This window comes from Pectobacterium nicotianae, from assembly GCF_023272715.1.
GTDB lineage: Bacteria > Pseudomonadota > Gammaproteobacteria > Enterobacterales > Enterobacteriaceae > Pectobacterium > Pectobacterium brasiliense.
The window spans coordinates 3,123,727-3,148,030 of record NZ_CP096821.1 but is presented as its reverse complement, the minus strand read 5'-3'; the positions used below and the strand labels follow the sequence as shown (position 1 = coordinate 3,148,030).

The following is a 24,304-nucleotide window of genomic DNA, read 5'->3' as shown; positions in this document are numbered from 1 at the left end:
AGGTCAAGCATGAAATTTCTGGATATAGGCGAAATCGCGGAGAAGAGTGGAATCAAGCCTTCGGCGCTGCGTTATTACGAGGAAATTGGGTTAATTGCTTCGGTGTCCCGCCACGGGCTTCGGCGGCAGTTTCCTGCCGACGTGCTGCTGCAACTCAGGTTGATTACGATGGGGAAATCGGCGGGGTTCTCACTGCAAGAAATCGCTGGCATGTTTAACAAGGATGGGATGCCGGACTTGCCCCGCACTGCGCTGCATCAGAAGGCCGACGACATCGATCGGCAAATCCATGAGTTGACGATATTGCGCGACACGCTGCGGCACGTCGCCGACTGTTCTGCGCCATCGCATATGGAGTGTCCGACGTTCAGGAAACTCGTGGAGACCACGCATCGAAAGAGCCAGATGCGCGATCAAACGAGCAAGTCAGCCACGCGAAAAGCGCCTCAGAAAACGAAAAAATAACGCTGTCCTGGACGGGGTTTTCTACGCCGCCAGACCCGCTTGTACCGGATATGCAACCGGTTCCTTATTTCTGTTCATGCCCTCTCTTTTCCTCTAGAATTTCCGCCATTCGGGTCGTGCTGAATCAAAGCAACGTCAGGCAGAACCACGACATTAAAAAATCATCATCGATAAATAATCAGCATTGATAAAGGATAAGTGCCATGAGCGAAAAATTTCCGCACGGCTTTATGTGGGGCGGGGCCACCGCAGCGAATCAGGTCGAAGGGGCCTACAATATCGATGGCAAAGGGCTGTCGATTGTGGATGCGATTCCCGGCGGTAAAGCGCGTTTAAGCATCGTGGCTTCCGACGCGTTTGACTTCACGCTGGATGAGCAGCGCTACACCTATCCTAACCATAAAGGTATCGATCACTACCATCGCTTCCGTGAAGATATTGCGCTGTTTGCCGAGATGGGCTTCAAATGCTATCGCTTTTCCATTGCCTGGACGCGCATCTACCCGAACGGCGTTGAGCTGGAGCCCAACGAAGCGGGACTGCGTCACTACGAACAGGTGATTGATACCTGCATCGCCCATGGCATTGAGCCTGTGATTACGATCTCTCACTATGAGATGCCGCTGCATCTTGCCACCGTCTTCGGCGGCTGGAAAAACCGTGAGTTAATCGGTCACTTCGAGCGCTTTGCCCGCACGGTGCTGGAGCGCTTCGGCCACAAAGTGAAGTACTGGATGACCTTTAACGAGATCAACAGTGCTGCCCACTTCCCGATCATGAGTCAGGGGCTGACGGTGCAGACCGGTGCGCTGGATCCACAGGCGAAATTCCAGGCATGGCATAACCAGTTTGTCGCCAGCAGTCTGGCGGTGAAAATTGCGCATGAGACCCATCCGCAGATCCAGATCGGCTGCATGATCCTGTTTGCCACTAACTACGCCTATGACTGTAACCCCATCAATCAGCTGGCGGCGCTGAAAGAGACGCAGTCATTTAACTTTTACTGTGCGGACGTGCAGGCGGGCGGGAAATATCCCTACTACGCGAAAAGCCTGTGGCAGTCACTGGGCGTCACGCTGGATATTCAACCGGGAGATCTGGAGCTGATTAAGCAGCACACCGTCGACTACATCGGTTTCAGCTACTACATGTCTTCTACCACCTATAAAACTGATCCGGATGCGGCGGCATCCCACGGCAACCTGCTGGGCGGGGCACGCAATCCGTTCCTGGAAGCCAGCGAGTGGGGATGGGAAATTGATCCGGTGGGGCTGCGAATTGCGCTCAACCAACTGTATGACCGCTACGAAAAACCGCTGTTTATTGTCGAAAACGGTTTGGGCGCGGTGGATAAGCTGAATGAAGATCACTACATCGCTGACGACTATCGCATCAACTATCTGCGCCAGCACATTGAGGCAATGGCAGACGCGATTGCCGACGGCGTTGAGCTGATGGGATATACCCCGTGGGGTTGCATCGATCTGGTCAGTATGTCTACCGGCGAGATGAGCAAACGCTACGGCTTTATCTATGTCGATCTGGATGACACGATTTCCGGCAGCGGCAACCGCTATAAGAAGAAATCGTTCCACTGGTATAAGAAAGTGATTGCCACTAACGGTGGTGATGTCAGTTAAATGAAGGCTTCCCGATGCAGATTCCCTGCATCGGGAATGTTTTTTGTGGTTTAGTGAATAAAAATGGCTCATTGCTGGGATGATGTGATAAATAATAACTGCTTAATTTTTTATGAATATCTATTCAATAAATTTGGATCTAGTCTAGTGTGATTATTAGTGATGAAATTATTAGTTGGCTAATATGTGATGAATATTCATACTCACTAAATAAAACTATGGAGATATGATCGTGATACTGTATTTTGGCGAAGTTAGGCAATTTTTTGAATTTAAAAACCTAATGTCATGCAATCTATTTAGAGTTTGTAATGTTTTCCATGTTAATCCTATAAAAGCGAAATAGGCTCCTTTTTAAGCGCTAGCGGTGCCATAATCAAATAAACGTTATATCTAAAAAAATTAAATCTAGCATAGGTATTGATGGTAACGATATGAAAAGACAAATATCTGTTTTTATTGCTTCGCCTGGAGATCTTTATAATGAAAGAAACCATTTTAGAGATGTAATTGATCAATTAAATGTCGGTTTCGGTGATGGTGCCAATATTGAGTTCAAGGCGTTGGGCTGGGAAGATACTTTGGCATCTACAGGTCGAAGAAATCAATCTGTCATTAATGAAGAAGTTGACAAATGTGATGTTTTTATCTTGGTAATAAACAGACGCTGGGGGCAACCGGCTCCTGATGCAGAACCCTACTCTTCTTATACCGAAGAGGAATTTCATCGTGCTCTTGAACGGTGGAAAAAAGAAGGAAAGCCTGAAATATTTGTCTTTTTTAAGCGTGTAGATGCTGAGTCAGAGGCGGATCCTGGTTCCCAACTCAAAAAAGTAATGGATTTTAGAAAGCAATTAGAAGAAACAAGACAAGTACTTTATCACTATTTTGAAGATGAAAAATCATTTGTCAGTGAAGTGGATAGACATCTTCGCGCCTTTGCAAAATGCGAGTTGCCAAGCTCCGATAAAAAAAGCGACATGATTGTTCTTCCGTTGTCTGCATTAGAAGAAGTGAAAAAGGCAAAGAGCCTTGTTATCGATAAAATCAAAGAAGCAGAGCAAGCTCGTGATGCCGAGAGAGAAGCTATTCTAAAGGTTGATGCTATGCAACTTCAAATCGCTGAGGATGCGGCTAATTTATCTCGCGATGGAAAAATTGAATATGCACGTCAAAAGTTTGCGGAGCTTGTTGTCGAAACGATGAATCTCCGCGTTTTGTCCCTTGGTTATGAATTTTATAAACGTACTGGCGATTTAGACTCGGCATTTTTGGTTTTGAAAAAGTGGCTAGATATGTGTGGAGCAAATGAAAAATCGCATGAGGTGGCAATTGCTTATAGCAATCTTGGGAATCTGTATCAGACCAAAGGCGAGCTTGATCGGGCTAAAGAGATGTACCAAAAATCTTTAGCTATCTATGAAATACTAGGCCGTAAAGAGGGTATGGCAATTAACTATGGTAATCTTGGAAACCTGTATCAGATCAGGGGTGAGCTTGGGAGCGCTGAAGAGATGTACCAGAAGTCTTTGGCTATCAATGAGGCGCTAGACCGCAAAGAGGGTATGGCAAATCAGTATGGTAATCTTGGAATATTGTACAAGAGTAAAGGTGCCTTTGAGCATGCTGAAGAGATGCTCCAGAAATCCTTGGCTATCAATGAAGCGCTAGACCGCAAAGAGGGTATGGCAAACCAGTATGGTAATCTTGGAAACCTGTATCAGGCCAGAGGTGCACTTGAGCGTGCTGAAGAGATGTACCAGAAGTCTTTGACTATCAATGAGGCGCTAGGCCGCAAAGAGGGCATGGCAAGTGACTATGGTAACCTCGGAGTCCTGTATAAGACCAGAAACGAGCTTGAGCGTGCTGAAGAGATGTACCAGAAATCTTTGGTTATCAATGAGGCGCTAGGCCGTAAAGAAGGCATGGCAAAACAGTATGGTAATCTCGGAAATCTGTATAAGATCAGAGGTGAGCTTGAGCGTGCTGAAGAGATGTACCAGAAATCTTTAGTTATTAATGAGGTGCTAGGCCGTAAAGAAGGTATGGCAAAACAGTATGGCAATCTCGGAAATCTTTATAAGACCAGAAGCGAGCTTGAGCGTGCTGAAGAGATGTACCAGAAATCTTTAGTTATTAATGAGGTGCTAGGCCGTAAAGAAGGTATGGCAAAACAGTATGGCAATCTCGGAAATCTTTATAAGACCAGAAGCGAGTTTGAGCGTGCTGAAGAGATGTACCAGAAATCTTTAGTTATTAATGAGGCGCTAGGCCGTAAAGAAGGTATGGCAATCCAGTATAGAAATCTCGGAAATCTGTATAAGATCAGAGGCGAATTTGAACGCGCTGAAGATGTATACCAAAAAGCTTTGTTGATTTTCGTGGAACTCAAATCACCTTTAGCAAATCAAGTATCAAGATTATTAAATGGTATACGCGGTAGACGCTCAGAATAGTGCATAAAAAATCCCGTTATAAGGAAACTGAAACGGGATTTTCTAAATTTTCCCATTATGCAAGGGGGGCTTTTCCCGTAAATGGATAATATTTAAGCTAAACGCACATCCCTTTCTGTCAATACTGTCTGAACGCCGTCATTTAGCCTGAGTGCTATCGTTAATCTTGAGGGCAGGTCAGCCGCCCCCCCTTTGCTGAGCAGAAATTTATCGTCCAGACTTAACCCAAAGACGTAGTCTGCGCAGGCATTGTGTTTTACACTGCGCGCTGCAAAAACTGAGCAGATAAACGATTAAGTAAGCGAGAATGGCGATGAACGGAACGATCACAACCTGGTTTAAAGATAAAGGTTTTGGATTTATCAAAGATGAAAACGGCGATAACCGTTATTTTCATGTGATTAAAGTCGCCAACCCTGATCTGATTAAGAAAGATGCGGAGGTCACTTTCGAACCCACCACGAATAACAAGGGGTTGTCAGCTTATGCTGTGAAAGTGGTGCCGGAAAGTAAATACATCTATATTGCGGGTGAGCGCCTTAAGCTCACGTCGATTAAGTCTTATCTGGTTTACAGCGAAGAAGTGCCCGCCGACACCAGCATTGATAAAGAAAATGTGGTGCTGTCTGTGGGGATACTGATGAATAGTATCAGACCGAAATCAACCGCTCAGCCGGGTGAAATGCGCTCGCTGAAAAAACTGGCGATCACCACCTTCCAGGGAACGACGTTAATCTTCTCGGAAGATGAGATAGACATCGATGCCACGGCGAAACTGCTCAAGGTCTGACATCATTCGGACTGATCCTGTGCCGAAATCTCTGCGCCACTCATAAGCAGAATTTCGGCATTGCTTCTGCTAGCCCCCTCCAAACGCACTCCACACCGCGATCTCGTCCTGCAATCTGGCACTGCTTCAAAAATTACAGGTATAATCCTGTAAATTATTCAGCGAGTTTAGGAACGAAGATGACAAAGCTCACCTTACAAGAGCAGATGCTAAAAGCGGGATTAGTGACCAGCAAAAAAATGGCCAAAGTCCAAAGAACGGCGAAAAAATCACGCGTTCAGGCTCGTGAAGCAAGAGAGGCTGTGGAAGAAAATAAAAAAGCACAGCTTGAGCGTGATAAACAGCTAAGCGAACAACAAAAACAAGCTGCTTTATCTAAAGAGTATAAAGCTCAGGTGAAGCAGCTTATTGAAATGAACAGGATCAATATTGCAAAAGGCGATATTGGTTTTAACTTCACAGATAATAATTTAATTAAAAAAATAACTGTGGATAAGCTGACTCAGGCTCAGCTGATTAGCGGTCGCCTCGCCATTGCTCGTTTGGTGATTGATAGCAGCGGCGAGAGTGAATACGCAATTATTCCCGCGATCGTAGCCGATAAAATTGCGCAGCGAGATGCGAGCAGTATTGTATTAAATAGTGCGCTGAGTCAGGAAGAGCAAGACGAAGACGATCCGTACGCTGATTTTAAAGTGCCTGATGATTTGATGTGGTAATTAACGTTTTACCGATACGTATATAAGATGAAAAGCCCTTGCGGGCTTTTCATTAAGGCTTATGTATCGCTCAACTCGGACTGAACCCGCTTCAAGCGATCTGCCTGGCGACGTTATTTAGCCAAGAGTTCTTTTCGGACGATTGCCGCACCGGCACTTAACGCATTGAGCTTGCCTCTTGCGACGCGACGAGATAAAGGCGTCATGCCACAGTTGGTAGACGGATAGAGCTTGTCAGCATCCACAAACTGAAGGGCTTTTCGTAACGTAGCGGCGACTTCCTCTGGCGTTTCAATGGTATTGGTTGCCACGTCAATGGCACCTACCATCACTTTTTTACCGCGAATGAGTTCAATCAGATCCATTGGAACACGAGAGTTCTGACATTCCAGTGAAATGATATCGATAGCCGATTTTTGCAGTTTAGGGAAAATTTCTTCGTATTGACGCCACTCGGACCCCAGCGTCTTTTTCCAGTCGGTATTGGCTTTGATGCCATAGCCATAGCAAATATGTACCGCAGTTTCACATTTAAGCCCTTCAACGGCTCGTTCTAAAGCGGCAATTCCCCAATCATTCACCTCATCAAAAAACACATTAAAGGCGGGTTCATCAAATTGAATAATGTCGACACCCGCAGCCTCTAGCTCTTTGGCTTCTTGATTAAGAATTTTGGCGAATTCCCAGGCGAGTTTTTCGCGACTTTTATAGTGGCTATCATAGAGCGTATCGATCATCGTCATTGGGCCAGGCAGTGCCCATTTAATGGGTTGCGTGGTTTGCTGACGTAAAAATTTGGCGTCTTCAACAAAAACGGGCTTCTGGCGCACCACAGCGCCAATGACTGTCGGTACGCTCGCGTCATAGCGATTACGAATTTTAACGATCTCACGTTTCTCGAAATCAACACCGCTGAGGTGCTCAATAAACGTCGTGACAAAATGTTGGCGCGTTTGCTCGCCATCGCTAACAATATCAATGCCTGCCTGTTGCTGATCCGCCAGACTCAAACGCAGCGCATCTTGTTTGCCCTCAATCAGTTCCTCGCCTTGCAATTTCCAAGGGGACCAAAGTGTCTCAGGCTGCGCCAGCCAAGAAGGTTTCGGTAAGCTGCCAGCAGTGGAAGTGGGTAACAATATTTTCATAATAATCGGTGACCTTGTGTGTTTGGTTAATCAAAGAACGTAATTAGCAGACCATTGCTCAAGAATAGCTTGGTATGGTTTGATGAAGTTTTTCTCAGTAAACTTTCCCTGCTCGATAGCCAACAGGCTACGTTCTTCTCTATCGTAAACAATTTGAGTGAATGAATGATCCTGATGATTCAGGCTTGGCTGATAGCATTGGCCTGCCGGAGAATTGGCATTGTAAATCTCAGGCCGGTAAATCTTTTGAAAAGTCTCCATCGTGGCGATGGTGCTGATCAGCTCAAGATTCGTGTAATCACTCAGTAAGTCACCAGAAAAATAGAAAGCTAAAGGCGCGACGCTATTTGGCGGCATAAAATAGCGAGCCTGCAATCCCATTTTATGGAAGTATTGATCGGTCAATGAATATTCATCTTGCTGGTATTCGACGCCTAACACAGGGTGCTGATTGCCAGTCCGATGATAGGTGTTTTTACTCGAAACGCTCAGGCAGATAACTGGCGCTTTACTAAAACTATCTTTGTAACAATCTGAATTTACGAAGCATTTAAATAGATTGCCATGCAGGACGCCAAAGCTATCGGGGGTGCTAAATCCGGGGTGATTCTTATTATGATCTGACAGCAAGACGCTAAAGTCATAATCTCGCACGTAGGAGGAGAAGTTATTTCCTACAATGCCTTCAATGCGCTCGTTAGTTTTTTTATCAACAATATTGGTTTTCAGTATTTCAATGACGGGGAAGCTGCCGCCATTGCCTTCTATATCAACCTCAACGGAAATGATATCAAGTTCGACAGAATAGCGATCCCCTTTGGGGTTATCCCAACTCGCCAGGGAATTGAAACGATTGTCAATCATCGTTAAGGCGTTGCGCAAGTTCTCTTGGCGGTTTTTTCCTCTCGCCAGGTTCGCAAAGTTGGTCGTGATACGCGTGTTTTCGGAGGGGTTATAATTTTCATCGAAACACGTGTTCTTAATCGTAAAGGTGAAATTCTTATTCATCGCGATCTTGCATCCTAATTCTTGATATAAAACCTGAATTTATTGCTTGTTTTTCCAAGGTTTTCAGGTCTTATAATTTTGCAGGTTTCATATTGTCTATAGTAGTGCACAATTTATGCCAGACTCATCGAGTGAGTAAAAGTGATTTAATTTCAATAGACATGAGCCATCTTCATGACCTGGTGTACGGTGCGAATCGGCGCTGTTGCGGTAGTCCCTGTAAAGCTATATTTAAGTTTATAATTCAATGGCTTAATTGTGATCAGCTGCATAACCTAATGGTAAGGCTAAAACGAAAAAGCTCACCCTGCCTTTCGCTCCTAAGAGGCTAAACTCTCCTCGTTTAGTTCCTTGTCCCACACGGATGACAGAAAAACGACATAAGAATGGTATTATTCAGGCCAGATGATGCAAGCATCAACGGCATAGGCCTTAACCCTTGGGGACGACTGATGAACAATGAAATACCGCTTAAATTTTATGACATCACGGATGAGTATGCGACGGAATCTGAAAAGCCGGTGAACGAGTCAGAACGTGACGCTCTGGCGCACTATTTCCAACTGCTGATCACCCGCTTAATGAATAACGAAGAGATCAGTGAAGAGGCGCAGAAAGAGATGGCCAGTGAAGCCGGTATCGACGCGTTTCGTATTGATGAGATCGCGACGTTCCTGAATCAATGGGGCAATGAATAACGCTTGTTAAAGGCGTTTGGAAACAAGCAACATTGAGGTTGTGATGTTCGCGTCCCGCTTAGGTTGCCGTAAGCGGGATTTTTCAATTTGGCTGGGGCAGGGCGTGGGCGTAGTTGATTTATAACGCTACTGGCCTGTCTGTGGCTGTAACTGATAAACCCATGCCGTAACCTGTTGGTTTTCCGCTGTAGTAACCACCACTTCAACGCGATCGTAGCCCTCTTCAAACTCATCCAGCATTGGCCAGTGCGCTTCAAGATTATCAGATAAAAATAGATAACCGCTGACGCGTGCCCCGTGATCGTCCAATACGAGCCCTGGGAATCCCTCAGCAGCGCCCCAGCCACTCTCATAAAATGTGCCAGCCACATCACCCGGCAGCCAGTCTCCACCGATGTTTTCCAGAATATAGGCATTTTCGTGGCCTGGGCGCAGCGTCCCGTAGACAAACAAACGTTCCATTTTCCCTCGTCAATCAAAGCAATGAATACCCAGCGGGTGAAGAATAATGCTCACGTTAGGGTTTAATAACGCGGTTCGCAACAGGTTCCTCACCGCTGATGAGCGGGTGCGGAGCGAATTGTGTTTTCCGCATAGCGATCTTTTCAGAGGTATGTGGTCAGGATGTTGGAAGATCTCTAAAAGTGAATGATGTTATTTACCGTGATCGATAACGCGGAGAAAATGCGGGTGTGCCCGGTGATTGCCGTCGGCACACTGATGATGGTTAATCAAATCAGGAGAACACAAGATGTCAGATCATCCCACGATTGCTCTTCTTGGGCCGGGGGCAATCGGTACTACCATTGCCGCTGTACTGCATGACGTTAACCGTACGCCAGTCCTTTGCGGACGCACTGCGCATCTGCAATTAGTTCTGCGTCACGATGAGGGTGAAATTGTGGTACCAGGCCCGGTATTGAGCAATCCGGTGGCTATCAGCCATCCATTCGATCTGGTGTTTATCGCGGTGAAAACCACCCAAAACGTCGACAGTGCCGAGTGGCTGAATGCGTTATGCGATGAAAATACGGTGGTCTGCGCTCTGCAAAACGGCGTCGAGCAGAAAACTCAGTTGGAATCCTATGTCAACGGCGCAACGGTGTTGCCGTCAGTGGTCTGGTTTCCGGCTCAGCGCGAGTCGGATGCTTCAGTCTGGCTGCGCGCCAAACCGCGTCTGACGCTGCCGGATGTGCCGCAAGCAAAATGCGTCGCTGAGGCGCTCAGTGGGACACGCTGCGCGGTTGAGCTGTCTGCGGATTTTTTATCTGTCGCATGGCGCAAGCTGCTGCAAAATGCGGTCGCAGGCCTGATGGTGCTTGCTAATCGCCGTGCCGGTATGTTCTCACGCGGGGATGTTACTGAACTGGCTCTGGCCTATTTGCGCGAGTGTCTTGCTGTCGCGCGTGCCGAGGGAGCTGTGCTGGACGATGGGGTTGCGCAGGAAATCGTGGATAATTTTCAGCGTGCGCCTGCGGATTTAGGCACGTCAATTCTTGCAGACCGGCAGGCTAACCGCCCGCTGGAATGGGATATCCGCAACGGTGTGGTACAGCGTTATGGTCGTGCACGGGGTATTCCTACGCCTATTAGCGATGTGCTGGTCCCGCTGCTGGCGGCAGGGAGCGAAGGGCCGGGTTGACGCCGTGACGTGAACTGTCGGCGTGTTTGTAAGACAACGACGTCATTCAACCTGACGTTATTCGTAGTATATTGAGAGCATTGTTTACTATCAGGCTGAGTACATGTCTTACTCCATCGGTGAATTTTCCCGGCTTTGTGGGATAAATGCGACGACGCTCCGCGCCTGGCAGCGTCGTTACGGCCTACTCAAACCGATGCGCACAGACGGTGGCCACCGGTTGTACAGCGATGATGATGTCCAGCAGGCGTTAAAAATTCTCGACTGGGTGAAAAAAGGGGTCCCGGTCAGCCAGGTGAAACCGCTGCTGGCTCGCCCAGGCACGCGTCGAACAAATAATTGGCTTGCCCTGCAGGAAAGCATGTTGCAGCGGTTGAAAGAGGGAAAAATCGAATCCCTGCGCCAGCTGATTTACGACGCGGGCCGCGAGTATCCGCGTACGGAACTGGTCCGTGAAGTATTGCGCCCGCTGCGCAGCAAAGTCTCGGCCAATATTCCGGCGATGATGACCCTGCGCGAAATCCTCGACGGCATCATCATCTCCTACACGTCGTTTTGCCTTGAAGGGGATAAAAGAGCGCCAGGTGATAACTATCTGATTACCGGCTGGCATCTGAGCGATCCGTGCGAAATTTGGCTCGAAGCGCTCATGCGCACCGGTCAGGGACTTCGCATTGACGTCCTTCCCGTACCGCCAGCCACTCTGGCGCCGGAGATTTTCCCGGAGCGAAAATGGCTGCTGGTCACCACCGGTAAACTCACCGCGGCTCGCAAAAAACAGATTGACCTTTGGCAACAGCACGTCGCTTCCTTAGACGTCATTCCTCTGTAATTCCGCTTTTTTCATCTCCCAATCCTTCACTTCGCTGCCACCTGAAAAGGTGGCGGACGGGTGACGTCTTCTAATAAGAGAAAATTTCACCTGTAAAATAGATATGGTCAATGTATTGATATTATTATGAAATAAAAAATAACCTCAGCAAAACTTGGACAAATAAAAATAATTGTGTAGATTTTAATTATGCGATTACGCCACGTTGTTCCAAGCCCAGGTGAGACTCATGAACACATTGTCATCCGTCATCAACCGATTTGTGGATTACTACACCGAGCTGGATACCCAGCAGCCATCGGCGCTGGCCGCGATTTATCATCCGGATGCTTCGCTTATCGACCCGTTTGGTGAACATGAGGGGCTGGTTGCGATCCAGCGTTACTTCACCCATCTGCTGGCTAACGTTGAGCAGTGCCGCTTTTCCATTGACCCTTCCCTCAGCAGCGGCCATCGTTTTGCCGTAACCTGGATCATGCACTGGGCCCACCCGCGAGTTGCCGGGGGAGAGGCGCTTACCCTACAGGGATGCTCAATCGTGGATATTCAGGACGATCTGATTATTCGTCAGCGCGATTATTACGATGCCGGAGAGATGATCTACGAACACCTTCCGTTACTGGGCTGGGCGGTGCGCGGTGTGAAAAGGAGGGTGCGTTCATGAAAACGGTCCTCATCACGGGTGCAAGCTCTGGTATAGGCGAGGGGCTCACAAAATCCTGGGCCGATGACGGCTACCGCGTCATCGCCTGCGGGCGAGATCCAGACCGGCTGGAGGCGTTACACCAATACAGCCCAAACATCACGGTTAGGTCGTTCGATATGACCGATCCTGCGGCCTGCCGTCAGGCGCTGTCCAACTGCGCTGCCGATTTGGTCATTCTCTGTGCGGGAACCTGTGAATATCTGGATCATGGCGTTGTGGATGCCGCGCTGGTGGAGCGGGTGATGACCACCAATGTTCTGGGGCCGGTAAACTGTCTGGCCGCGCTACAGGGACAGCTGGTTTCGGGAAACCGCGTGGTGCTGGTCAGCTCCATGGCGCACTGGCTGCACTTCCCACGGGCAGAGGCTTATGGTGCATCGAAAGCGGCGCTGACCTGGTTTGCCAATAGCCTGCGTCTGGATTGGGAGCCAAAAGGGATTGCCGTCACGGTCGTCTCGCCGGGCTTTGTTGACACGCCACTGACCCGCAAAAATGATTTTTCCATGCCCGGTCAGGTGAGCGTGGACAGCGCCGTGGAGGCTATCCGTCGTGGTCTGGCTAAAGGGAAAGATCACATCGCGTTCCCGACAGGCTTCAGCCTGATTTTGCGCCTGCTGGCAGGGCTGCCGAATTTTCTTCAGCGCGCGTTGCTGCGCAGGATGGTGCGTTCATGAACATTGCTATTATCGGCAGCGGTATCGCCGGGTTGACTTGTGCCTGGCGACTGGCCGGACACCATCAGATTACGCTGTTCGAGGCCGAACCCACGTTAGGTGGGCATACCGCTACGGTTGATGTCACCACTCCGCAGGGGACGTATGCCATCGATACCGGGTTTATCGTCTATAACGACCGCACCTATCCGCGTTTTATGGGCCTGCTCAGCGAGTTGGGCATCCGTGGGCAAAAAACGCAAATGAGCTTCTCCGTGCATAACCCAGAGAACGGTCTGGAGTATAACGGCCATACTGTCGCTTCGCTGTTTGCCCAGCGCCGTAATCTTGTCAATCCGACATTCTGGGGCCTGCTGAAATCGATCGTACGTTTTAATCGATTGGCAAAAGAAGCGTTGGCGGGGGAGGTGGACGAGAGCGCTACGCTACAGACTTTCCTCGATCAGCACCGTTTCAGCGGTTTTTTCGCCCGTCATTACATTTTGCCGATGGGGGCCGCTATCTGGTCGTCGTCGCTTCAGGAGATGCGCCGCTTCCCGCTACCGCTGTTTTTGCGTTTCTTTGAGCACCACGGTCTGCTGGATATCGCTCATCGTCCGCAGTGGTACGTGGTGCCCGGCGGTTCGCGGGAGTACATTCGCGCTATGCTGGCACAGCTGGGCGATCGCCTGACCCTCCATCTTAACGCGCCGGTGCAGAAGGTGATGCGCCACGACGGAGGCGTTCAGATCCAGCTTGAGGGATCGAGCTATACGTTCGATCAGGTGATTTTCGCCTGTCACTCCGCGCAGGCATTGGCGATGCTTGACGAGCCGACTCCTGCCGAGCGTGAGGTGCTGGGGGATATCGGCTGGCAGCGTAACGAGGTGGTGTTACACAGCGACCCGCGCTGGCTGCCGGTGCGCCAGCGCGCCTGGGCCAGCTGGAACTATCGCCTGAGCGAACATGAACAGGATAGCGCCTGTGTCACCTATAACATGAATATCTTACAAGGGTTGCCAGAGGGCAGCCCCCTGTTCTGCGTTACCCTGAACCCGGAAGCACCGATTGACGAGCGCTATGTCTGGAAGCGCTTTGTCTATGAGCACCCGCTATTTAACCCCAAAAGCTGGCGCGCACAGGCACGGCGCGGTGAGATTAACGGCTGTCAGCGGAGTTGGTATTGCGGGGCTTACTGGTACAACGGTTTTCATGAAGATGGCGTACGTAGCGCACTCGATGTGGTGAAGGGGATCGCCGCCGCAGGAGGGGGGAACTGAAATGAACAGTTGCCTGTATCAGGGGGTTTTACGCCATCGGCGGCTCCAGCCGAAAGTGCACCATTTTCGCTACAGTATGTTTATGGCCTGGCTCGATCTGGATGAACTCGACGTGCTGCCATCGGCAGGCATCCGCCGTAACCGATTTGCCGCTGCCGCTTTCCACGATGCGGACTATCCGCTCGGCACGCCGCTCAAAGATAACGTCCTTGACCGGCTTGAAAGCCTGATCGGCGAGCGGCCTGATGGCCGGGTTATGCTTCTGACCCAGTTGCGCTATTTCGGGTTCCACTTTAATCCGGTCAATTTTTACTACTGCTATGACCATATGGGCATCCTGCGCTGGATACTAGCGGAGGTGCGCAATACCCCGTGGAACGAACGCCATTACTACGCGGTCGATGGTCAGGTGGCCCGCCCGCTGGAAAAGGCGTTCCACGTCTCCCCCTTTAACCCGATGGACATGGTTTACCACTGGCGTTTCAACAGCCCCGGTAAAACGCTGCATATGCATATCGAAAATCATCAGGAATCCAAAATATTCGATGCTACGTTGGTGCTGCGCCGCGAACCACTGACGCGCGCAAATCTGACGTCACTTCTGCTGCGTATACCGTTGATGACGCTGAAAACGGTGTTCGCTATTTATTGGCAGGCGCTGCGGCTATGGCTTAAGCGTGTGCCGCTGTACAACCATCCCGTCAGCAGGAGTGAACGCTCATGACCGATCCCGTCTTTGCGCTTGAACCCGACATCCCGCGCAATGTTCGTATCGCGCGCTGGCTGCTCTTTCGTTTGCTAAGTGGTATCCGCGAGGGTGCGATCACGGTACGTGAAGGGGCGCAGACTTTCCATTTTGGCGATACTGCCGCCACACTGCGCGCCGACGTGCAGATCCTTGCTCCAAGCGTGTACTGGCGTTTGCTGACAGGCGGTAGCCTCGGCGCTGCTGAAGCCTGGATAGACGGCGAGTGGGAGACGAATCAGCTCACCCCGCTGTTGCAGATTCTTGCGCTCAACAGCAAGGTGCTAGAGCAGATGGAAAGCGGCTTTCGTCTGCTCGGCAGGCCCGTTGAGCGGCTTCGCCACTGGACGCGGCGCAACCATCGGCAGCAGGCGCGGGAAAACATCGCTGCCCATTACGACCTGGGCAATGAGTTCTACGCACATTTTCTCGATGAGGAACTGCTCTACTCCAGTGCGCTTTTCACCGCCGACGAGCAGGATCTTACTCTGGCCCAGCGGGCAAAGATGACCCGCCTGTGTGAACAACTGACGCTGACGGCCAGCGATCACCTGCTGGAAATCGGCACCGGCTGGGGGGCGATGGCGGAGTTCGCCGCTCGTCATTACGGCTGCCGCGTCACCACTACCACGCTGTCGCAGGAGCAGTACGACTGGGCGAAAGCGCGGATTGCCCGCGCGGGGTTACAGGATCGGGTGCAGGTCCTGCTGTGTGACTACCGCGATCTGACCGGCGAGTTCGATAAGCTGGTGTCGGTCGAGATGATAGAAGCGGTAGGGCAACGCTACCTGCCAGACTTCTTCCGCACCTGTCAGGCACGTTTGCGCCCGGGAGGAAAAATGGTGATTCAGGCCATCACCATTCAGGATCAGCGCTACTACGACTACAGCAAAAGCGTCGATTTTATCCAGCGCTACATCTTCCCCGGCGGTTTTTTACCAAGCATTACGGTGATGAGTGAACTGATGACGCGACACACCGATTTTGTCGTCCGCAATCTGTTCGACATGGGGCCTGACTACGCTCGCACGCTGGCACAGTGGCGGCAGCGGTTTGTACACGCCTGGCAGGATATTGAAAAGCTCGGTTTTGATGACCGGTTTCGTCGTATGTGGCTCTACTACTTTGGCTACTGCGAAGCCGGATTTAATGCACGTACTATCAGTGCGGTGCAACTGACTGCGGAGCGCGTATGAAGCGCTATGTGCAGGTCTTTCTGATGGCAATAGCGTTCGATCTTTACTGGACGTTGGTGGTGTTGTTTCGTGAACGAGGCCTGTTTTTGTGGCTTGCGCTCGCGATACTGGCCTGCCTGATGCTATCGCCTGCACACCGTCTTTACGCCCTCCTGCTCGCCGCGGCGGGGAGCGGTCTTGATGCGCTCTGGGTGTGGACGGGGCTGATTGATTTTGATGGTGACGTGCTGCTGCCGCTGTGGATGGTCGCGCTGTGGTTGATGTTCGCTACCGTCTGGACTGAACTGACTCGCACGACCACGCTGCCGGTGTGGCTACTGACGCTGATGGCGACTTTTGGCGGGCCAGTGGCGTACATCATCGGCGAACGTCTGGGCGCGATGACCTTCCTGAAGCCTGACATTATCGTCGCCAGTTGGATGGCGTCGGGCTGGCTGATTCTGATGCTGTTTTTCCACATGTTGATGGGGAAGCGACAATGAGAACCGGGTTATTGATGTTGCTGTGGCTGACGGCCATCACGCCCGTCGCCCATTCCGCCGACTGGTTAAGCTGGCGCAAAGTGGGTGATGCAACCCTAACCTGGGGGCCGTTCACCGTCTATACCTCCCAACTGCTCACGCCGGACGGCCGGTATAACGGTCCGGAGCAGGATCAGGCGTTGATTATTACCTACAAACGCAATATCGACCGCGACGAGCTGGTCGAGGCCACTCGGGATCAGTGGCAGGCGCAGGGCGTTCTGGCGCGTGAACCGCAGAGTGAATCCTGGTTGCGCATGCTGCATTCCCTCTGGCCCGACGTCACACCGGGGGCGCAACTGGCCTTTGTGTTTAACGGCAAGCAAGGGCAATTCTGGTACCGCGCCTCGGCGTCACAAAAAAGTTTTGCCCCGCTCGGTCCGAGCCAGCCTGCAACCTTCAGTACATGTTTTCTGGCCATCTGGCTCGATCCTCGCACGCAATATCCCGAACTGCGTCAGCAGTTGATCGGAGGTAAAAAATGAAACGTATTCTGACACTGTGCCTGATGCTGGTAATGCTGACAGGCTGCAGCACAGAGGTTACTGACTACCGACACCAACAGCCGTCGCTAGATATCTTCCAGTATTTTCAGGGGAAAACCGAAGCGTGGGGCATAGTGCAAGATCGCAGCGGTAAACAGCTGCGTCGCTTCCACGTCGACATAACCGGTAACGTCATCGGCGACACGCTGACGCTTAACGAGCATTTCGTCTATGACGACGGTGAGCAACAGCAGCGCGTGTGGCATATCCGGCGCATCGCTGCCGATCGCTACGAGGGTACCGCGGGCGATATTGAAGGTGTCGCGACAGGTCAGGCTGCGGGCAATGCTTTTAACTGGCGTTACAGTATGAACGTTAAAGCTGACGGCCGTACCTGGCTGTTACACTTTGACGACTGGATGTACCTACAGGATGGCACGCATCTTTTTAATAAAACAGAGATGAAGAAATTCGGGATCACCGTCGGGACGGTCACGCTTTTCTTCACCCGAAATACGCAGTAAAGAGGGGAGTGTCATGACCATTCAACCCGTCATTGGGATCAGCGGATGTTTAACAGGCTCGGCCGTACGGTTTGACGGCGGGCATAAACGCATGAACTTTGTCATGGATGAGCTGGCGCAGTGGGTGACTTTCAAACCCGTCTGCCCGGAGATGTCCATCGGCCTGCCCGTGCCCCGTCCGGCTCTGCGTCTGGTACAGACGGCCGAAGGCGACATCCGCATGCGCTTCAGCCATGCTCCACACGATGATGTAACGGAGAAAATGGCCGACTTCGCCGAGACTTACCTCTCACGTTTTGAGCAACTGTCGGGCTTTATCGTTTGTGCCAAATCGCCGAGCTGCGGCATGGAGCGCGTGCGGCTGTATGACGAAAAGGGTAATCGCGGGCGTAAAGAGGGGGTTGGTCTTTTTACCGCTTCATTACTGGAGAAATACCCGTGGTTACCGGTTGAAGAAGATGGTCGCCTGCACGATCCGGTGCTGCGGGAGAACTTTGTCGAGCGTGTTTTCGCCCTGCATGAGCTGAACACTCTGCGTGCCAACGGCCTCACGCGCCGCGCGCTGCTGGACTTCCACAGCCGCTATAAACTTCAACTGCTGGCACACCACCAGGCGGGCTACCGTGAGATCGGGCCGTTTGTCGCGTCGCTGCATGAATGGGAAAACCTGGATGATTTCTTTGTGGCCTATCGCGAAAAAATGATGACAATCCTGAAGAAACCCGCTTCGCGGAAAAATCACACCAACGTGCTAATGCATATTCAGGGTTATTTCCGTAATCAGTTGACCCTCCGCCAGCGTGGTGAACTGCGCGAGGTGATCCTGCACTATCGCGATGGACTGTTGCCCATCCTCGCCCCACTTACGCTGCTGAAGCACTATCTGGCCGAATACCCTGACCGCTATCTGCTAACTCAAAATTACTTTGACCCTTATCCGCAGAGTTTGGGTCTTCGCCTCCCGGTTCACTGAGGGAGAAAGAGGGAAAGGGCATGATAAATGGGTCAAAGGTTACACAGAGAGATTGATGAACTGGCAATCATTAACCCAGAAACAGGTATGCTTCTCTGGTTGGGTAAACATCGCCGTTTCATTGTCAGATAGGTGCTGACATCCTATCGCATAAAAGGTTAAGTGATTTCACAAAGGAATATCTGACAGGATGGGCTCGCAAAAGAGCTAGCGTTGGTACGAATGCGAAAAGGATTTGCTAGTGTGCTGTTTTGCCAGTCTCGGGCATTTCCGGACCGTTCCTTTGACGGGTTTACGGACGGTTTCACGTTGCGGATTTTTGAGTCGTTAAGAGACATTTGGGGGTCACTCCGTCATCGAACCAGCGTGACCCCCAATCTGACCACCAGATTCTCCCGATGCAGAGGGAAAACAGAATGTGCACCGGAAAGATTTTTGCACGTGAAGGTATTGAATAAGATGATAAAAACAAAAATCCCGCTTAAGTTTCCTTAAGCGGGATTTTCTAAATTTGGCTCCTCTGACTGGACTCGAACCAGTGACATACGGATTAACAGTCCGCCGTTCTACCGACTGAACTACAGAGGAATCGTGTGAACGGGGCGCATGATATCCGCCACCCGCGGTACTGTCAACGGCAAAATCAGCTTTATCGTCTGACTGTTTAGGCTGTGTACAATTCGCTGTTTTTTTATGGGTTAGTAAATAGATGGCGCACGGTAATGGGTGCTGCTTTGCCAGTTTTTTAGACGGGTGAGCGGATCCTGCTGATAGAACTTTTGGAAGCAGCGGTACAGCTCGGGGAAACGTGTTTCGAGAAGTTCGGGAGCGCTGAAGAAGTATTCCGACAGCACCGCAAAGCACTCTGCCGGATCGTGGACGGCGTAGGGATCCATGCTGGCGGCATCTTCGCCCACCATATCGATTTCTTCCTGCATGGCATCCATCGCACCGTGCAGATGCTGTTCCCACGCAGCAATCTCGCGCAGAGGGATAAGGGGGACGCCCGTCGCTTCGCCGCTGCTGCGGATGTCCAGCTTGTGCGCGACTTCATGAATGATGAGGTTGAAACCAGAGAGGTCGAAGGAATCCTGCACTTCCTGCCAGTTGAGGACTATCGGCCCCTGATCCCAGCTTTGGCCGGATTGCACCATTTTCCCCTTATGCACGAGCCCGATGTCATCCTGCCACTCTTCCTCAACAATAAACGGGCCGGGGTAAATCAGAACTTCATGGAAGCCATTCAGCGCATCCATTCCCAGCGACAGCACCGGCAGAGAAAACAGCAGGGCAATGCGCTGCTGCATGATGTCCGTCAACACCAACTCCTGCAACGGAATCAGGCGCTTTTGCTTCAGAAACTGATCGGCAAGGGCGACCAACTGCTGGCGCTCTTCATCGCTCAACGGTGCGAGAAGCGGGATGGAAATCGCAGCGTGCCAGTGTTCAAGCGTCTGCACCTGAGGTTGAGTGTTTTTCCACGGCCATTTAATCATTGTTATTGCTCGTTCAGTCGTCACTTGAATTTAAAGGCGAGGGCGGGTGCTGTTAACATGCCGTAAAAGTAGGCATCATGGCAACTGCTAACGGAGAGATGCTGGAGCGACTGACCGAACCTGTCCCGAAAACGGGAGTAGGGCAACGCTACCGGGGGTTCAAATCCCCCGTCTCTCTACCGCTATTCAAACACTTACCCCGCATTGAGTCTGTGACGCTTTCCACACTTGGTAGTGGCTTAAAGCGGACAGCTTAAATCCCCTTCTTCACAACGTAGCATGCTTTTGAATTCTTCCACGCGCTCGGCGGTTTTCTGCGTCAGGCACTGGGAATACACCATGCCATGCACCGATCCCCCGGTTGTCGGGAAGGTCTGAAACTCACAGTCAGCGTCGCGGTACGCGATCCATTTTCTCTGTGCTGACTTGAGCAACGCCTTGTGTTCTTCAATCACCAGGCGTTTGACGACGTCCTGATACAGCCGATTAAGCTCGCCATCCACTTTTTTATATTCATTAGCCGCACACTGGCTCATCTCCAGCTGCGTGTTGGCGTTGCCACAATCTGTGGCGGCGGCTTGAGTGATGGGCAGTAGCGCAAAAAGAGCAATGGCTCGCTTTTTCATTATTGATCCTCTGTAAGTCGGCACTAGGTATGAGTATTTATTATACCTGCCATGCGTTCAGGTACACATAAGCTGAGCGAAGAGGGCGCTTTTATGTTGCTGAACATTTGAGCAAGTTGAAGTTTACGGCGCTATTCCTCCAATCAAATAGGGACATTTTCATCGAGAATCCTATACTGAAAGCGCTGACATATCGTTTGCTTGGATGCATTGCATATTCATAACGACTGAGAGGGAAGAATATGAAAATTGAGACTGGAGAGAATGGCCTTTTTGCGCATCGCGCTTCGATCGCTAACTCAACGGCTCAGGCTGGTAATCAAGCCTCATTTGCTGCTGTTTTAGCTGGGAAAACGCAGGAGATGAGTGCAAATAACGCTTCTACCTCCGCTACTCAGGTTAAGAAATACGATTTCACGAATATGACGCCACAAGCGTTAACCGAAGCCGTAAATAGCCTGATCCAAAGTGGACAGATGGATCTCGACGAATCGTCATCATTGTTGGGTTTCATGGCCCCTACCGCGTTGTCTAAAGTCGTTTACGATGGCACCGCACCCGTTTCATCGCGCCAGCCTATGAACGTGTTCTCCAAAATTCAGGAAGGAATTGATGGAGCACTATCGCGTAATGAAAGGGCGAGCGCAGAAGGCCTGCAACGCGCTGCTGATGCGTTGCTTCGTTTTCAGGATAAAGCCGTAAAGGTTAATATGTTCGCGTAATAAAAAAGGCCAAGTGTGAATTGGCCTTTATTTATCGATGGGACTGAAAGGATATTATTTAATGCTGATCTGAGTGTATAGGGTATTCCAGGGAGCGTTGATTGAGGTGTCCTGGAATTTAAATATACCGTTCTGCGAACCGTCAAGGTTGTAATATTTCATCCAGCCAACAACCGTGCCACCGACGGGGCAAGGGAAAACGTAGGATGTCCCTACCACGCAAATAGAATCATTCTGGTAATTCTTAGAATTTGCTAATTGGCCTGAGTTCATCCAGGCAATGGCATTACCACCATAACCAATTTCCTGTACGGCAACGCGAAGTTGTGCTCCTCCGTGATCGCACGTTGTTGAAAATTGGCCAACCGTGGTCATATATTCCCAATTGCAGTTTGATGAACCGACAGCATAGATAGCAAGCCGACTCAGCGGTGGCGCAGGTGCCCGCAGCGCACCGTTTTGTGCAGGTGCCTCTCCCGTTTCAGAAGCGGATAATACGCTGTTGCTTCCATCCAGTTGGGCGAAGGCTGTTTCGGCGAATTTAACTGGCGGGCCTTCTTTATCATTAAGACTGGATGTTTCTGAATAAGCATACGCGCTGAAAATCGTAGTCAGTGACAATAATAAAGGGAATGCGAATTTCTTTTTCATAACAATCTCCAATGTTAATCGCTGTTTTTAGATGCAAGTCCTTGCATCGCGATTAAGTGTAGAAAATTAAATCTGGTTTTCAAGGCGCTCGGGAAATATAAATTCAGAGCGTATTTAATTATTGAGAGAATTATTTTTCCTCTGCTATGTATTTCAAATAATATGTTTTGACGGTTTTTCTTATTATTATGAATAGTTAATTGAATTAATAATGAGGAGAGTAGTACGTGGCATAACGCCTTCGGTCATTTGATCAATAGGGCGCAGAGACGAGTACTCGCCATGTAACATGTCCTGATGGATGGTGGTGTGGTCCTGGGGCACTGAAACACAGGCTTTCATTTTCCCAACAAAGATTACTCTCAATCATCTCGTCCCGTACTGACAAATCCCCTGTGCTGAACTACTTTCATAAGGAATCATCACGTTACGGAGGTTGATATGGGATTTTGGCGTATTGTACTGACTATTCTCTTGCCACCGTTGGGCGTGTTACTGGGGAAAGGCATCGGTGGGGCATTTATTCTGAATATTATTCTGACGCTGTTAGGCTATTTTCCTGGGTTGGTGCATGCGTTTTGGGTGCAGACAAAAGATGATGGTATTTAGTGGCTGAAAAGCCTGTTTGACGATTTAAGATGAAATAACGGGGAGACATAATGCTCCCCGTTGCCTTTTTATTGATGGCGCGCTATTGCGCGGCACCGACCACCTGATTACGCCCTTGCTGTTTTGCCTGATAGAGCGCGATATCGGCGCGGTTAATCAGCATGTTTAGCGTTTCGCCCGCCCGATATTCAGCAACGCCGCAGCTGGCTGTCACCTGAATTCTTCCTTCACTGTAGGGAAGATGCGTGGTTTCAATACTTTGACGCAGGGCCTCGGCGCGCTGTTGTGCGGCGTTGAGATCGCAATCGTCGAGCAAAATGACGAACTCTTCTCCTCCCCAACGGCAGGATTGATCGCTGGAGCGGGTATTGGCCGATAGGATGGCGGAAACCTCTTTTAAAACCATATCTCCGACGTTGTGGCCGTACTTGTCATTAATTTTCTTAAAGTGGTCAATATCAATCAAAATAATGGAGAGCGATTTATGCTGTAAGGCATTTTTCGTCCCGAGACGACGGAATAAATAATCGAATGCCTGACGGTTCATGAGGCCCGTTAATTTATCGGTCGTCGCCATCTGTTCCAGACGGCGTTGATATCCGCCAATCGTCAGCCACAGCAGAAACAGAAAAAGGACGCTGACAAACGTGCTGATGCCCAGATTTTTTAGCAATGTGGTGAACAGTCGTTTTTCACTGGGGTGACTGGTTTGCTCAACCATCAAATACCAGCCGAATTCAGGGATTAAACGGGTGTTGAGGAAAATATGTTCTCCGTTTGACTGATATTCGTAAGCGCCGCCGGGGGAAGTTAAAATCGTGGTCGCGATCCGGTTCAGTCCCTCCTGTTCTTGAAGTTTTAGCGAGCGCGCGTAACGTTCTCCATGTAGCGTAATGTTGCCTTCTTTATCAACAAAATAGATCGTCCGATTATAGCGCTGTTCGTATTTTTCAATCAGGTGCTTAACACGCTCAACGGGTATGCCCACGCCAGTGATGCCAATGAAGTTGTCTTCATAATCCATCACTTTGTGGTTGATGAAAATGTCCAGACGCGTGCGGTTTTCAGGATCGACGCGGAGATCGACAACGTAAGGCATGTCATCCGATAGCGCTTTGTGCTGGAAATACCATTGATCGTCGGGGGACGATTCCGAGACGGTTTTCAGGATGCGCTGTTGATCGTAATAGAGCCCGGTTTTATCAGAAATGAAAAAAGAAAATACGGTGTTGAAGCGGCGATCGATCTCTTTCAGATAGCGGAATAGGGCCTGTGGATCGCTTTCATTTTTTAGTACCCAGTCACGTAAAAACGTATCGTGCGCCATTAGGGATGAAATAAAGATAGGTTTTAACAAATCCTGCTGGATTTCCGAATAGACGTTATCACTGGTGAGCGGCAGGGTATTTTCTTCGATTTCTTCTTCCAGTGATTCTTTAGCCACTTCATAGCTGGTCCAACTGATAACCAGAAAGGCGGCAAGCAGCATGGATCCAAGTATTACGATTGCGCGCGTTTTGTCTAACCAACGTGAGTTATTAATGAATCCGGTCTGCAACATAGTTTCCCCAGAGAATCATTCATGAGATAGGTGAATAAGTAATAAGTCTCTGTTTTCGCCTAAAAATAGTGGTGCGACATTTTACTGGAATGACGCCATAGCACAACTGGCTAAAGAGTTCGCTGGCTTGTTGGATTCAGTATAGTGGTTTCGGTGTGGAA

At 50.0% G+C, this 24,304-nt stretch carries 26 protein-coding genes and 2 tRNA genes; 20 read left to right on the top strand and 8 right to left on the bottom strand.

The features are described 5' to 3' along the window. Positions 1-9 precede the first annotated feature (9 nt). The 5 genes from MYB54_RS14145 to MYB54_RS14125 all read left to right on the top strand — a co-directional run bounded on the left by MYB54_RS14145 (position 10) and on the right by MYB54_RS14125 (position 6,070). Positions 10-465, top strand: coding sequence for a helix-turn-helix domain-containing protein (locus MYB54_RS14145; RefSeq protein WP_039287413.1), 456 nt, complete (start codon positions 10-12; stop codon positions 463-465). A 203-nt stretch (positions 466-668) separates the two neighbouring features. Continuing rightward, on the top strand, positions 669-2,105 hold the full coding sequence (locus tag MYB54_RS14140) for a glycoside hydrolase family 1 protein (protein ID WP_248720933.1): 1,437 nt from the start codon (positions 669-671) through the stop codon (positions 2,103-2,105). Between the two features lie 434 nt (positions 2,106-2,539). Then, the gene (locus MYB54_RS14135; protein ID WP_248720932.1) at positions 2,540-4,561 is read left to right on the top strand and encodes a tetratricopeptide repeat protein; all 2,022 of its coding nucleotides are present in this window, start codon (positions 2,540-2,542) and stop codon (positions 4,559-4,561) included. A gap of 307 nt (positions 4,562-4,868) precedes the next feature. Further along, positions 4,869-5,351 (top strand): cold-shock protein, encoded by a 483-nt coding sequence (locus MYB54_RS14130; protein ID WP_039554616.1) that lies wholly within the window; start codon positions 4,869-4,871, stop codon positions 5,349-5,351. 179 nt (positions 5,352-5,530) lie between these two features. Further along, entirely contained in the window at positions 5,531-6,070 is a 540-nt protein-coding gene (locus MYB54_RS14125; protein WP_039311873.1) for a DUF2058 domain-containing protein, read from the top strand. Between the two features lie 113 nt (positions 6,071-6,183). Here MYB54_RS14125 and MYB54_RS14120 read toward each other — a convergent pair whose 3' ends face one another. After that, complete coding sequence (locus MYB54_RS14120; RefSeq protein ID WP_039273954.1) at positions 6,184-7,215, bottom strand: methionine synthase; 1,032 nt, start codon at positions 7,213-7,215, stop codon at positions 6,184-6,186. A gap of 30 nt (positions 7,216-7,245) precedes the next feature. Beyond that, a complete protein-coding gene (locus MYB54_RS14115; protein WP_039498755.1) occupies positions 7,246-8,223 on the bottom strand; it encodes a DUF1852 domain-containing protein in 978 nt (325 codons plus the stop codon). Positions 8,224-8,675: 452 nt separating this feature from the next. On the opposite strand from MYB54_RS14115, the gene MYB54_RS14110 reads away from it, so the two are divergent. Further along, positions 8,676-8,921 carry a YmjA family protein gene (locus MYB54_RS14110; protein WP_039558190.1) on the top strand — a complete coding sequence of 82 codons (246 nt, stop codon included), beginning with the start codon at positions 8,676-8,678 and terminating at the stop codon, positions 8,919-8,921. 126 nt (positions 8,922-9,047) lie between these two features. On the opposite strand, the gene MYB54_RS14105 is transcribed toward MYB54_RS14110, so the two are convergent. Then, the gene (locus tag MYB54_RS14105) at positions 9,048-9,383 is read right to left on the bottom strand and encodes a gamma-glutamylcyclotransferase family protein (protein ID WP_039498757.1); all 336 of its coding nucleotides are present in this window, start codon (positions 9,381-9,383) and stop codon (positions 9,048-9,050) included. Between the two features lie 289 nt (positions 9,384-9,672). Here MYB54_RS14105 and MYB54_RS14100 point away from each other — a divergent pair, with 289 nt between their 5' ends. The 11 genes from MYB54_RS14100 (at position 9,673) to MYB54_RS14050 (ending at position 18,478) form a co-directional block, all read left to right on the top strand. Further along, the gene (locus MYB54_RS14100; protein WP_248720931.1) at positions 9,673-10,563 is read left to right on the top strand and encodes an oxidoreductase; all 891 of its coding nucleotides are present in this window, start codon (positions 9,673-9,675) and stop codon (positions 10,561-10,563) included. 103 nt (positions 10,564-10,666) lie between these two features. Next, a complete protein-coding gene (locus MYB54_RS14095) occupies positions 10,667-11,395 on the top strand; it encodes a MerR family transcriptional regulator (RefSeq protein ID WP_014914870.1) in 729 nt (242 codons plus the stop codon). A gap of 229 nt (positions 11,396-11,624) precedes the next feature. Then, complete coding sequence (locus tag MYB54_RS14090; protein ID WP_039498759.1) at positions 11,625-12,059, top strand: nuclear transport factor 2 family protein; 435 nt, start codon at positions 11,625-11,627, stop codon at positions 12,057-12,059. Further along, positions 12,056-12,775, top strand: a complete 720-nt coding sequence (locus MYB54_RS14085; RefSeq protein WP_248720930.1) for an SDR family NAD(P)-dependent oxidoreductase — start codon at positions 12,056-12,058, stop codon at positions 12,773-12,775. The genes MYB54_RS14090 and MYB54_RS14085 overlap by 4 nt, the downstream gene beginning before the upstream one ends. Then, entirely contained in the window at positions 12,772-14,034 is a 1,263-nt protein-coding gene (locus MYB54_RS14080; protein ID WP_248720929.1) for an NAD(P)/FAD-dependent oxidoreductase, read from the top strand. The genes MYB54_RS14085 and MYB54_RS14080 overlap by 4 nt, the downstream gene beginning before the upstream one ends. Position 14,035: 1 nt before the next feature. Next, complete coding sequence (locus MYB54_RS14075; protein ID WP_248720928.1) at positions 14,036-14,758, top strand: DUF1365 domain-containing protein; 723 nt, start codon at positions 14,036-14,038, stop codon at positions 14,756-14,758. Continuing rightward, entirely contained in the window at positions 14,755-15,975 is a 1,221-nt protein-coding gene (locus MYB54_RS14070) for an SAM-dependent methyltransferase (protein WP_248720927.1), read from the top strand. Before MYB54_RS14075 ends, MYB54_RS14070 begins: the two co-directional genes overlap by 4 nt. Then, on the top strand, positions 15,972-16,457 hold the full coding sequence (locus MYB54_RS14065) for a DUF2878 domain-containing protein (protein ID WP_248720926.1): 486 nt from the start codon (positions 15,972-15,974) through the stop codon (positions 16,455-16,457). The genes MYB54_RS14070 and MYB54_RS14065 overlap by 4 nt, the downstream gene beginning before the upstream one ends. Continuing rightward, complete coding sequence (locus MYB54_RS14060) at positions 16,454-16,981, top strand: hypothetical protein (protein WP_248720925.1); 528 nt, start codon at positions 16,454-16,456, stop codon at positions 16,979-16,981. Before MYB54_RS14065 ends, MYB54_RS14060 begins: the two co-directional genes overlap by 4 nt. After that, on the top strand, positions 16,978-17,505 hold the full coding sequence (locus MYB54_RS14055) for a DUF3833 domain-containing protein (RefSeq protein ID WP_248720924.1): 528 nt from the start codon (positions 16,978-16,980) through the stop codon (positions 17,503-17,505). The genes MYB54_RS14060 and MYB54_RS14055 overlap by 4 nt, the downstream gene beginning before the upstream one ends. A gap of 13 nt (positions 17,506-17,518) precedes the next feature. Then, positions 17,519-18,478 (top strand): YbgA family protein, encoded by a 960-nt coding sequence (locus tag MYB54_RS14050; RefSeq protein WP_248720923.1) that lies wholly within the window; start codon positions 17,519-17,521, stop codon positions 18,476-18,478. A 512-nt stretch (positions 18,479-18,990) separates the two neighbouring features. Here MYB54_RS14050 and MYB54_RS14045 read toward each other — a convergent pair. After that, positions 18,991-19,066 (bottom strand) — tRNA-Asn (locus MYB54_RS14045). Positions 19,067-19,176: 110 nt separating this feature from the next. After that, positions 19,177-19,974, bottom strand: a complete 798-nt coding sequence (gene mtfA / locus MYB54_RS14040; RefSeq protein ID WP_248720922.1) for a DgsA anti-repressor MtfA — start codon at positions 19,972-19,974, stop codon at positions 19,177-19,179. Positions 19,975-20,066: 92 nt separating this feature from the next. Between mtfA and MYB54_RS14035 the strand changes: the two genes are divergently transcribed. Next, a tRNA-OTHER gene (locus MYB54_RS14035) sits at positions 20,067-20,153 on the top strand. 60 nt (positions 20,154-20,213) lie between these two features. Here the strand turns inward: MYB54_RS14035 and MYB54_RS14030 are convergent. Continuing rightward, positions 20,214-20,600 carry a lysozyme inhibitor LprI family protein gene (locus MYB54_RS14030; RefSeq protein WP_014914890.1) on the bottom strand — a complete coding sequence of 129 codons (387 nt, stop codon included), beginning with the start codon at positions 20,598-20,600 and terminating at the stop codon, positions 20,214-20,216. A 242-nt stretch (positions 20,601-20,842) separates the two neighbouring features. Between MYB54_RS14030 and MYB54_RS14025 the strand changes: the two genes are divergently transcribed. Beyond that, positions 20,843-21,322, top strand: a complete 480-nt coding sequence (locus MYB54_RS14025; RefSeq protein WP_100017132.1) for a hypothetical protein — start codon at positions 20,843-20,845, stop codon at positions 21,320-21,322. A 54-nt stretch (positions 21,323-21,376) separates the two neighbouring features. Here MYB54_RS14025 and MYB54_RS14020 read toward each other — a convergent pair whose 3' ends face one another. Continuing rightward, positions 21,377-21,973: a YolA family protein gene (locus MYB54_RS14020; RefSeq protein ID WP_039287353.1), complete on the bottom strand. Its 597-nt coding sequence runs from the start codon at positions 21,971-21,973 to the stop codon at positions 21,377-21,379. Between the two features lie 441 nt (positions 21,974-22,414). On the opposite strand from MYB54_RS14020, the gene MYB54_RS14015 reads away from it, so the two are divergent. Next, complete coding sequence (locus MYB54_RS14015; protein ID WP_010280855.1) at positions 22,415-22,582, top strand: YqaE/Pmp3 family membrane protein; 168 nt, start codon at positions 22,415-22,417, stop codon at positions 22,580-22,582. Between the two features lie 82 nt (positions 22,583-22,664). Here MYB54_RS14015 and MYB54_RS14010 read toward each other — a convergent pair whose 3' ends face one another. Further along, the gene (locus MYB54_RS14010) at positions 22,665-24,140 is read right to left on the bottom strand and encodes a sensor domain-containing diguanylate cyclase (RefSeq protein ID WP_248721974.1); all 1,476 of its coding nucleotides are present in this window, start codon (positions 24,138-24,140) and stop codon (positions 22,665-22,667) included. Positions 24,141-24,304 lie beyond the last annotated feature (164 nt).